Source organism: Mesorhizobium waitakense (genome assembly GCF_056431085.1).
Genome location: NZ_JBWKME010000025.1, coordinates 1 through 9,623 on the forward strand (window position 1 = coordinate 1; position 9,623 = coordinate 9,623).

Genomic DNA, 9,623 nt, shown 5'->3' on the forward strand with positions numbered 1-9,623 from the left:
AGGATTGAAACCGGCACAGCGACGAACAGCCCTGCCTCTAAAAATCGTGTTTCTTTGTCGCTGAACATTAGACTCGCCTTATGCATGCTTCGTTGAATGCTAAGAAGCTGCGAACTCCTGGTTCGGTTCCGTGGGCCCACCTTACAATTTGGTATGAATGGGTCGGCCGCTCCCCGATGATTTTGGTGTCGACCGACAAGGCTGTGAATCCCGCTAACGTTATGGGCGCGACCAAGCGGATGGCGGAGATGTTCTGCCAGGCGATGGATCTCGACTCGGAGGTCAACGGCACACGTTTCGTCACCGTTCGGTTTGGGAACGTTCTGGGCTCGGCTGGATCCGTGGTCCCGCTGTTCGAGAAGCAGATCAGGGCCGGCGGGCTGCTGATGGGCGGGAAGGACTCGAGCAAGCACTAAACCTCATCGCAGTGCCCCCCCGACAGCCTCTATCGAACAATCCTCGACGCGATTGGGACCTTGGATCTTCCCGCCTATAAAAACTGATCAGACCTTCAAACTGGGTTCGTGGATCGCGCCAGCAGGTTGCGCACGTTCGAGACCTGCCATTGGCCATTGCGGGCTGTGCGGACCCCGCGATTGTTCAAGGCGACTGACAGGCCACGCAGGCTGGTGATGCCGGAGCGCTGGATGGACCCGATGATCGGTAGCACTGTCTGCGCAAACCGGTCGGCTTCTCAATGGCCCTATCGCGAGCCCGATCTCAGTGTACAAACAAACCTCGGCATTCAACGACGAAATATCGTCGATGTCCCGAGGCTTCTTCAATTGACAGCCTCCCATGTCTTGGGAACGCGCGTTGCCGACCTCACCACCAAATTGCAGGAAGCCCATATTACCGAGGGCCCTCTGGTCAAACGGCCGCACGTTTGTTCGTTTGAGCCGCAACCCAACAGCAATCAGCTACTTCTGAATCGAGAGCGGTGACGTGCTGGTCCGGTCAGCGGATAATCCGTCGAGGGCCGCGGCGGAGCTGGATCTGGCCAGCACCACAGCATTTCTTGAACTTCCTGCCTGAACCGCAAGGACATGGATCATTGCCGCCGCGTTGCAGCCGGCCGATCAGAGGCAGCATCGCTGCGGAAGGCAGCAGCTTGGCCGCAAGGGCAACCAACTTAGCCGAGATGCCTGGCACGACGAGGCGACGACCGGATTTGAACCCTCGCCACGCCTGTTCGGCCACTTCCTCCGGATCCAGCTTGGGCAAGATGTTGAAGAGAACCGTCTGATAGGCGCCCGATCTTTCCAGAAACTCCGTTGGCACCGGCCCCGGTGCCAAGCATGTGACGGTCACACCGGTGCGGCGCAATTCCTGATGAAGCGCCTCTGAGAAGAAGCGCACGAACCCTTTGCTGGCGAAGTACAAAGCCATGTAAGGCCCAGGAACGAACCCGGCCAACGAACTGAGATTGAGCACCCCGCCCCGTCCCCGCGCCACCATTCCGGGGAGAAAATGGAGGGTCAGCTCTGTGAGGGAATGTATGTTGAGATCGATCATGCCGAGTTGACCATCAATAGGAAGCGACGTCGCCGCGCCCCGCAGGCCATAGCCGGCGCTGTTGACAAGGACATCACAGATCAGTCCGCGTGTGGACAGAAATTCCTCGAGGCGCATTGGCGCATCGCCTGCCACGAGATCCAGCTCGAGAGTGAATGCCTCGCCACCTTCCTCCCGAACCTGGGCCGCCGCGGCGGCCAAACCCTCGGGCGAGCGGGCAACGAGCACAATCGCACCGCGCTCCCGTGCAGCGACACTCGCAATTGCCTGGCCGATTCCACCCGAGCCGCCAATTACGACGACGGCTGGCCGGAATTCACGGTGCGAAATCATCTCGCGTTCCTCTGTCTTGAAGGAGCGGCAACACCTAGACCGAGCAGCAACACTTCATCGGCGATAGCGCCGTTCAGAATCTTTTCGAACCTCTCCAGCGCTCGTGCGACGTTCGCTCCATCCATTACCCGGTGATCGTAGTGGATGCGGACATTCACCGATCCATCTTCGCCGATCGGACCGTAGTTCAGAAGCGTGGTCAATGGTGTGAGCGGGTTGAGCGATTCCGCACCGAGGCCTGAATAAACGGACAGTTGGAAGGTACCGAAGTAATTTGCCCTTTGCCGGGCGATGTTCAATCCCAGCCACATAAGCAGCCACCTGAGAGGCGCGGGCGCACGGGCCATGCGCAACGCACGCCGGAACTCCCTGACCTCCAGGATCGGCCGTGACCGTGCCGCGTGTATGGATGCCTCGAGTTCGGTGATAGAGTGGCGCTCTGGACCCTTGATTAAGCTCAGCAGAACGGCCAGCTCGCCCTCGTATTCGCGCTCGTGGGCAATCGAGGCTACGCTTACCGGATACTCGTAAAGCTGCGGCCAGGGCAATTTGACATAGGCGCGTCGAAGCTCGGGCGTCTCTCGGGCGAGAAGCGCGTATCCCTTGAGGAAGATCGCGGTCCAGGAGGGCCTGGTCTGTTGCGCCATTCTAGCCCTTACGAGTGGGCCGAGGTTCATCTGGCGCTGCACCGCGACCCGTGGCACGCCGATCGAAAACCTCATCAAATCACCAACAAGGCGTCGGGGCGCCGAAAGCTTGAGGGCTCGGCCTCGCATCAAATGACCTCTAGTAAAGATAAGGAACTATTCGCTTTGTCTTTTTCATATAGGCACGGTATTGGGGCCCGAAGTTCTCCAGCATCATACGCTCTTCCTTGTCCACTCTCAGCAGGAAAAGGATTGCGAACCCAATCAGACCCGACATGCCCGCAACCCAGTTCGCCAGCAGAAAGACCTGGCCGAGGCCCATGAGGAGGAACGAGGTATACATCGGGTGGCGGACCAAGGCGTATGGTCCGGCGCAGATCAATTCATGCCGTTCGCGAATCTCCAGCGTGATTGACCAGTTCCGGCCAAGTTCCTTGTGGGATCTGCGAAAAACCCACAGGGCGGAGCAGAAGATGATGGTGCCGAGAGCCACGGCCCATGCGCTGGCCGGGTGGTCAGCCGCTGCGGGGACGCCAGTGATAACATAGAAGGCGGGCAAGATCGCCAGGCCAAACAGAGCCGATGCAAGCCCGAGTATGTCGGAACGTGAGCGATATCCAGTTACGATGCGCACCCGCCTTGCGCGGCGCTCGAAGGGATATCGGATCAGGTACCAAGCAACGATGCCGATCGCCCAAATGATCTCGCCAATCGAGGCTGCCGCAACGGTCACTTCAGGTCACCGGCGCCTCTGCGAACGCAGTCTTAGCAGCGTGTATGGCCACCTCACCATCCCCTTGATTTCGTCGCCGGCCGGCCTCGGGCGAAGCGATCCTCTCCGAGTTTGTCCGCAGACGCGACAGCCGTTAGGGCAGTACCGATCACGTTCTGTCCCATTAATCCCTCGAACCTTGATTATGTATTCATTTCCCGAAGCTCGGTAATGAATTGTTGGGGCCGCAGCTGAATTGCGGGGGTCTTATACCCCATGTGATGCGCGATGTCCGCAACGAAGCCGTTGCAGTTCAACACCGTCGCCTGCCAGACATGCGAACTCGCCTGCAGCTTCCGGATGTAGGCAACGACTTTGTCGTATTCGGCGCGGCTCAATATGATTTGCCAGCTTGCGGATCTGTATTGTTCTTCCAGATCACCATCGCTCCACCCGGTTTCAGCTGGCACTGGCACGACATGGCCCAGCACATAGGGAACCGCACTGTTCGACGCCGGGTGGAGGCCCGCGACTTGTGGATCGATCATTTTCCCGGCGCGGTCCAGGCGGCCAAAAACTGCGTAGGTGTGGCCGTAGCTTAAAGCGTAGCGGGAGCGGAACTCGATGAAGTACCGCTCGTCCTTAGGTCGACGCACAGCTCCGCCATCGACAGAAGATACGAAATTCGGTTGGGGAGGCAGGTCTTTCGTCTGACATGCCGCTACCCCAAGCGCCAACAACGCCACCAACAAGAGACGGTCATTTACAAACGACATTGCGGCATTCCCGAAATTCACAAAGCCTGAGCCTAGCTACACTCTATGCCGCCAACCGCGCCATAGGCTGTGAAGCCGGCTTTGGCCCCGACTGCGTGTCTATGAGAAGCGCCGGGAGGCCCTTCTCATAGACCGAACTCCGGTTCTTATTTTATCACGGGCTGCTCTACTGGAGCGGGTTCCGGCGGCGGAGCCTTACCCTTTCCCTTGCCGATCCAGTCGTTCGCGCAGCCGCTCAGGCTGGCAATGGCGAGCGTAGCAACCATTGCAATCAAGATCCTGCTCATCAAGCAATCCTTTCCCCGGGGGCGGAATAGCCTATAGATTCGCCACAAATAATATGCAGCGCCGCCAACTTAGCTGCGAACTACACCAAAGCCTAGTGCAGAAATGACACGGTTGGCACTCGGTTGGTGGCTTGGCAGAGTTCATCATTCGACGGAGATCAGCGTGCCGGTGCATCTCGGACGATCAAATGACCATCACCGTCGTGCCCAAAGGGGTACGGTCGTAGAGGTCAATGATGTCGTCATTTGCCAAACGGATGCACCCGTTCGACACCTCTGTGCCGATCGTCCACGGCTCGTCTGTGCCATGCACCCGAAAGTGGGTGTCGCGCCCGCCTTGATAGAGATATAGGGCACGCGCACCAAGCGGGTTATTTGGTCCGCCGGGGACCCCTCCTGCATACTGCACTAGGCGCGGCTTGCGCTTCATCATGCTGGCGGTGGGTGTCCACGACGGCCACTCCGCTTTGCGGCCGACGGTTGCTGTACCCTTGAACGCAAGGCCCTGCTGGCCGACGCCGACGCCGTAGCGCGTCGCCCAGCCGTCTGTCTCGACGGCGTAGAGGTACCGTTGCGAAGTATCGACGGCGATCGCTCCGGGCGGCTCGTTTCCAGAATACCTCACACGCTGCCGGCTGAAGCGACGATCCACGGTCGGGTGCGCAGTGGAAACAAACGAAACAGGCTCCCCCGCGCATCCGGCAGTCATCAGTGCCATGCTGCCGAGCACCAGCCCTCGGCGCGTAATCTTGTTGTTGTTCATTTCTGCCTGCTCAGAAACCGGTTAACGCTACCGCTGCCCTCATCTCTAACATTCCAAGGCCTGCCGGCCAAGTCGCCCACCCTGCCCGAACTGACCTGGAGTTGCGAAGCCGAAGCCATGCTCGCCAAACACTTCGCGGTGTGGTGCCTTGAAATCCTGTCAAGCCGGTTGCTTGGTGTAACCATTCGCCAGTGTCTGGCGGTCGCAGGTGAGATGGTAAGACGCAAGGTAAGTTTACAGGATTAATAAGCGAAACATTGTGAAACTTCTTGCGATAAGCACCGGCCTCTGGTCGGGTATGTCACTGGGGATAGGATAGGGACGATGAAGCCTGACTTCCAAGATAAAGTCGCGGTTGTGACCGGCGCGGGATCCGGAATAGGAGCGGCTGTCTCACGGCAACTTGCACAAGAAGGAGCCCAGGTTGTTGTCGCTGACATTGATGCCGAGGCGGCGCACAGCATTGCCGCCGAAATACGCTCGCAAGGAGGCAGGGCTCACGACTTTGCGGTCGACGTCACGGAGGCGACATCCGTGGAAAGGCTGGTCGAGTTCGCTGTCCAGAAATGCGGTGCACTGGATGTGGCGGTAAACAATGCAGGTATCGATGGCGTTCGAAAAGCAACGGCAGACTATCCGCTCGACAACTGGCACAAGCTGATAAACGTCAACCTAAATGGCGTATTCTACTGCATGAAATACGAAATCGCCGCCATGCTGGATCGGGGCGGAGGCGCCATCGTCAACATGTCCTCTGTTCTCGGTTCCGTTGGCTTGCCAACTGCGTCAGCATACACGGCAGCGAAACATGGGGTCGTTGGACTAACCAAGGTTGCAGCGATGGAATATGCGAGAATGGGCATCCGAATCAACGTCGTCGGTCCCGGTTGGATCGAAACACCCCTTTTATCGGAGCAAACGGAGGCAGTACCCATCCGGCGCATGGCAGACCTTCAGCCGATGGGCAGGCGCGGGAAACCGGAAGAGGTGGCTGCTCTTGTATGCTTCCTCTTGTCCGATCAGGCTAGCTTTATTACAGGAAGCTACCATCTGGTGGACGGTGCTTACACCGCCCATTAGTCCAAGGCGAAGTTCGGCGGCTGAACGTGTCCGCGATAGCCGAAGCGCCGGTTCCCCGCCGCCACGGCCTTCCAGAAAGCCCGCCAGCGTGGGGCAGCGGGCCTTCCCTCGGCAATTTGCCGGTCTTGATCAGAGGCCGTGCGCCGCCCTGTTATGCGCCGCAAAGTCGATCTTATCGGGGTCGATCGGTCCGAATGCGCGCGAAAACAGCGTCCGAAACAGACGGTGGCGGCTCTTCCGCCTTGAGCGGTGGGCGACGTTCGCCGCCGAAATGGGAATCGCACGATCCGGTCTCATTCGGATCGTGCTGCGCGAGAGGCTGGAGACGAATGCCTATGTCCAGGTGCTCTCGGTCGATGAAGATAGCAAGACTGATGGAAATGCGCGACAGGCTTCCGCGATCGCGCAATACGCGTCTCGACGCCCTGTGGTAGCTTATTTGGGAAGCGGCCCTTCCTCTCTGGCCCGCCCGGCCGGCGCCCTTGCCCCAATTCCCCCGCACCCACTGACGCCAGCCATTCGGACTACATCATCTGTCTTGAGGACGGTAGGAAGTTCAGAATACTGAAGCGGCATATCGCTGGCCTCATGCCGGATGAGTACCGGGCGAAATGGAACTTGCCGCACGACTACCCGATGGTCGCCCCAAACTATGCCGCAACTCGGTCGGCGCTGGCTAAATCGTCGGGGCTAGGTCGCAAGGCGGGTCCCCTAAAGCCCAATCCCCGTCGCAGTGACTTGTCCCGACGCGCACCGGAATGTTAAACGAATGCCATTCGTCACCGCTTTCCGGCAGGTGGAAATGAAACATCGCACCTGGTTTGTGACCTTACTCGCGCTCGCTACGACGGGATGTGCGACGGACGACCTGCCTCCTCAGCCGGGCTACGTGTCGATCGGAAATGATCGCGCGGCCTCGGTAGCGCCATCCGTGACGGGGACGGTACACCAAGCGATGGCCGCGTATTCACCGGGCTATGGTGATCGTAGATACTACATCGAATTTCGTTCCCGGTACGCACTCACCTTCGGCCACACTTATGTCGTTTTCGGCAGTCTCAACGAGGCGGGACAGGCCGTCGATCCTGAAGTGGCGGGGCTTGCCCCTGCTTCCAAAAGTGAGATCCCCTACGTATTAGGCCTTTTCGTTCCGGTGCCCTCCGAGACGGGTTGGAGCGACGGCGACCTCGAAGAGCAGTACAGATCGGCAAGCTGGCGTGTGATGCTGAACCAAGTCGAGTATAGCAAGGTCGTCGCATACATACGCAAGCTGCAGACCACTTCACTGGTCTGGGATGGGTCGGTCTACAATTGCAACGCCTTTACGGGGGATATCGCTCGCTCGATGGGATACAAGGTCCCCTCCAGATACCTGCGGCCACAGCAGTTCATAACCGAGCTTCGAGAGCTAAATACGAGTCCGAAGGCGGTCGCCGCCAACAACGTTTCAGTCGTACGCTAGAACGCACACCACAGGCGGCTAGGCGAAATTCGCTTCGTCGTTGGTCGTCAACATGACGTGCACGCGCCGATTGTCGCCGAACCGATAGCCACATAGTGATGGGCTGGCGGTCTGAACGCGCTGAGGGGGCGATTACTCTATTTGGCGGCACGAAGTTGGAAACTAGTCACACCGGCTGCAACGTTCAGGCCGGTCTGCACCTGAACACTGAGTGGCTGCAACGTATAGGTTCTGTTGGATCCTCCAACCAGAAGATTGGCACCAGCGCCTACAACGACCGTTGCTTCGGCCCCAACGCCGTTGTAGTCACCGGCCAGCACGCCGGGCGCATAGACGTTACCGGTTGGCGCAAGGACCCGCCACCGCAGCACTGCCCTCGGCGTGGGGCCGACGTCCAGCCCCAACTTCGTGATCACCCCCAGGTATGTTTCGGGTGCGACCTTCGGGTTGGCCGACGTGAAGGTGCATGCCAGAGCTTTTTTCGAGCCGATGATGAAGCGTGTGCCAGCTTTCACAACACAGTCGAGCAGTCCGACCGTCGTGTTTGCCTCCTGAGCCGCGCTGGGCATAACGGACGCGGCGATTGCGACAAGAGTGATGGCTGCGAGACGTTTACGCATTGTGGTTGCTCCTTGTAAGGTGGTCGAGACTTCCCTGGAGGCTGTGCGTTGCCTGCTAGGATACCACAAAAGGAAATTACGCGGCGCTTTCTTCCCAGACCCCGTTGGGCCTGCGGCATTGGGGCGGTCATGGTGGTGGCCGGTGAGATTGTACTCGCCGCCGCGGAGCGCGACGTAAGCTATGGCGTAGTGGCAGTGCACGTCGTCGACCGCTAGGGCCACCGCGCGACTGCGAACGCCGCGTCGAGCCGTGCCCCGACGCCCATCGTAAACTCGGATACTTCGTCGCTGCGTCAGTTGTAAACTGACCTGCGAGCGAAATATCCCCAAACCAGTAAAACGATTACGGCTCCCACAATCGCGCCGACGAAGCCGCTCCCTCGCCAGGTCTATACCAACCCAACGTGCGACCAAGAAAGGTAGCGACCATGGCTCCGACTATCCCCAAAATCGCCGTCAGAACAAAGCCGCTCGGTTCGTTCCCGGAGCCAGGGACAATGAACTTGGCGACAATGCCAGCGAGCAGTCCAATGATTATCGTCCAAATGGTGTCCATCGGACCTCCTTAGAAAACAGGCGATCGTTACGAACGCCGTTCGTGGCTCGCCTACTTGCCATTGCGATGTCTCTTCCTCTGTCGGCAGCCGACCCGGCGCCGGCTCACATAGAGTCTAGACCGTCTACCTGAGGAAGCATCGCAAGGTTATAAGCTTGCTGATTGACCGTGCACGTCCAATGGCGACCCTGGGGCTCAAGTGGGCCCTGCAACGAGCAGCCTATGCTGCCTCCAGCATGGCATTGCCCTCCACAAGTTCGCGCACCCTCATATCATAGCGCCCGCGTGAGATCGCACCGACCTTCAGGCCGAAGTTCCGCAACACGCCGCGCAGCGACATCTCCAGCGCAATCATACCCTGCTGGATGGCCTTGCGTGCGCCGAGAAGCGCGCGCACCTCCTGGGCCGAGACGGATTTGCAGTGCACCGGCCGGAACCAGCCCAGATGCAGGAGACGCGCAATCCCCTCCGCATCCCGTCGATCCGTCTTGATCGGCATCGCTTTCAACGCGCTCTTCACTTGCCGGGTTTCCATCAGCACGACATCAAGCCCTGCCGCGGTCAACCCGCGATGCAGCCACTGCGACAGAGGGCCAGCCTCAAGCCCGATGATGGCGACGGTCCCATCCAATGCCTTGGAGAAGCTGACGATCGCTTCAGGGTCGCTCGGAACCTGCGCTTCCTTCACGATCTTTCCATGCTCGTTGATTACGCAGACCGCAATCTTGGCCAACGATACGTCCAGTCCGACAAACAGCCTCATCTCGTATTCCTCCATTGCTGATACGGAGACGGCGGCAGTCTACCGAGCCAGAAGATGACGGTTGCCGCGATGCAGATGGCGGACAAGAAGGTGTGGGCGCAGCGATCGT

The 9,623-nt window shown here is 59.1% G+C and carries 10 protein-coding genes and 4 pseudogenes; 5 read left to right on the top strand and 9 right to left on the bottom strand.

Annotated elements, in window-relative coordinates:
- Positions 1 to 164: 164 nt before the first annotated feature.
- Together AC07FD_RS08830 and AC07FD_RS08835 are read left to right on the top strand one after the other, a co-directional pair.
- Positions 165 to 380: pseudogene (locus AC07FD_RS08830) on the top strand (polysaccharide biosynthesis protein); the annotation flags it as partial.
- A gap of 267 nt (positions 381 to 647) precedes the next feature.
- Complete coding sequence (locus AC07FD_RS08835) at positions 648 to 944, top strand: hypothetical protein (RefSeq protein WP_478349537.1); 297 nt, start codon at positions 648 to 650, stop codon at positions 942 to 944.
- A 13-nt stretch (positions 945 to 957) separates the two neighbouring features.
- Here AC07FD_RS08835 and AC07FD_RS08840 read toward each other — a convergent pair whose 3' ends face one another.
- The 6 genes from AC07FD_RS08840 to AC07FD_RS08865 form a co-directional block, all read right to left on the bottom strand.
- The gene (locus AC07FD_RS08840; protein ID WP_478349538.1) at positions 958 to 1,848 is read right to left on the bottom strand and encodes an SDR family NAD(P)-dependent oxidoreductase; all 891 of its coding nucleotides are present in this window, start codon (positions 1,846 to 1,848) and stop codon (positions 958 to 960) included.
- Entirely contained in the window at positions 1,845 to 2,624 is a 780-nt protein-coding gene (locus AC07FD_RS08845) for a hypothetical protein (protein WP_478349539.1), read from the bottom strand. The genes AC07FD_RS08840 and AC07FD_RS08845 overlap by 4 nt, the downstream gene beginning before the upstream one ends.
- A 10-nt stretch (positions 2,625 to 2,634) precedes the next feature.
- A complete protein-coding gene (locus AC07FD_RS08850) occupies positions 2,635 to 3,228 on the bottom strand; it encodes a protein-S-isoprenylcysteine O-methyltransferase (RefSeq protein WP_478349540.1) in 594 nt (197 codons plus the stop codon).
- Between the two features lie 182 nt (positions 3,229 to 3,410).
- Positions 3,411 to 3,983 carry a hypothetical protein gene (locus AC07FD_RS08855; protein ID WP_478349541.1) on the bottom strand — a complete coding sequence of 191 codons (573 nt, stop codon included), beginning with the start codon at positions 3,981 to 3,983 and terminating at the stop codon, positions 3,411 to 3,413.
- A gap of 146 nt (positions 3,984 to 4,129) precedes the next feature.
- Positions 4,130 to 4,270 carry an ABC transporter gene (locus AC07FD_RS08860; RefSeq protein WP_478349542.1) on the bottom strand — a complete coding sequence of 47 codons (141 nt, stop codon included), beginning with the start codon at positions 4,268 to 4,270 and terminating at the stop codon, positions 4,130 to 4,132.
- Between the two features lie 184 nt (positions 4,271 to 4,454).
- Complete coding sequence (locus tag AC07FD_RS08865) at positions 4,455 to 5,033, bottom strand: L,D-transpeptidase (RefSeq protein WP_478349543.1); 579 nt, start codon at positions 5,031 to 5,033, stop codon at positions 4,455 to 4,457.
- Positions 5,034 to 5,357: 324 nt separating this feature from the next.
- On the opposite strand from AC07FD_RS08865, the gene AC07FD_RS08870 reads away from it, so the two are divergent.
- The 3 genes and pseudogenes from AC07FD_RS08870 to AC07FD_RS08880 all read left to right on the top strand — a co-directional run bounded on the left by AC07FD_RS08870 (position 5,358) and on the right by AC07FD_RS08880 (position 7,575).
- Positions 5,358 to 6,113 (top strand): SDR family NAD(P)-dependent oxidoreductase, encoded by a 756-nt coding sequence (locus AC07FD_RS08870; RefSeq protein WP_478349544.1) that lies wholly within the window; start codon positions 5,358 to 5,360, stop codon positions 6,111 to 6,113.
- A gap of 501 nt (positions 6,114 to 6,614) precedes the next feature.
- Positions 6,615 to 6,878: pseudogene (locus AC07FD_RS08875) on the top strand (MucR family transcriptional regulator); the annotation flags it as partial.
- 4 nt (positions 6,879 to 6,882) lie between these two features.
- A complete protein-coding gene (locus AC07FD_RS08880) occupies positions 6,883 to 7,575 on the top strand; it encodes a hypothetical protein (RefSeq protein WP_478349545.1) in 693 nt (230 codons plus the stop codon).
- 137 nt (positions 7,576 to 7,712) lie between these two features.
- Here AC07FD_RS08880 and AC07FD_RS08885 read toward each other — a convergent pair whose 3' ends face one another.
- The 3 genes and pseudogenes from AC07FD_RS08885 to AC07FD_RS08895 form a co-directional block, all read right to left on the bottom strand.
- Positions 7,713 to 8,195, bottom strand: a complete 483-nt coding sequence (locus AC07FD_RS08885; RefSeq protein ID WP_478349546.1) for a DUF992 domain-containing protein — start codon at positions 8,193 to 8,195, stop codon at positions 7,713 to 7,715.
- Positions 8,196 to 8,488: 293 nt separating this feature from the next.
- Positions 8,489 to 8,751 (bottom strand): annotated as a pseudogene (locus AC07FD_RS08890) (GlsB/YeaQ/YmgE family stress response membrane protein).
- Positions 8,752 to 8,980: 229 nt separating this feature from the next.
- Positions 8,981 to 9,514: pseudogene (locus tag AC07FD_RS08895) on the bottom strand (IS110 family transposase); the annotation flags it as partial.
- Positions 9,515 to 9,623 lie beyond the last annotated feature (109 nt).

Coding starts and splice junctions, on each gene's coding strand:
- AC07FD_RS08835 (WP_478349537.1), top strand. CDS start 648: ATGGACCCGATGATCGGTAGCACTGTCTGCGCAAACCGGTCGGCTTCT.
- AC07FD_RS08840 (WP_478349538.1), bottom strand. CDS start 1,848: ATGATTTCGCACCGTGAATTCCGGCCAGCCGTCGTCGTAATTGGCGGC.
- AC07FD_RS08845 (WP_478349539.1), bottom strand. CDS start 2,624: ATGCGAGGCCGAGCCCTCAAGCTTTCGGCGCCCCGACGCCTTGTTGGT.
- AC07FD_RS08855 (WP_478349541.1), bottom strand. CDS start 3,983: ATGTCGTTTGTAAATGACCGTCTCTTGTTGGTGGCGTTGTTGGCGCTT.
- AC07FD_RS08860 (WP_478349542.1), bottom strand. CDS start 4,270: ATGAGCAGGATCTTGATTGCAATGGTTGCTACGCTCGCCATTGCCAGC.
- AC07FD_RS08865 (WP_478349543.1), bottom strand. CDS start 5,033: ATGAACAACAACAAGATTACGCGCCGAGGGCTGGTGCTCGGCAGCATG.
- AC07FD_RS08870 (WP_478349544.1), top strand. CDS start 5,358: ATGAAGCCTGACTTCCAAGATAAAGTCGCGGTTGTGACCGGCGCGGGA.
- AC07FD_RS08880 (WP_478349545.1), top strand. CDS start 6,883: ATGCCATTCGTCACCGCTTTCCGGCAGGTGGAAATGAAACATCGCACC.
- AC07FD_RS08885 (WP_478349546.1), bottom strand. CDS start 8,195: ATGCGTAAACGTCTCGCAGCCATCACTCTTGTCGCAATCGCCGCGTCC.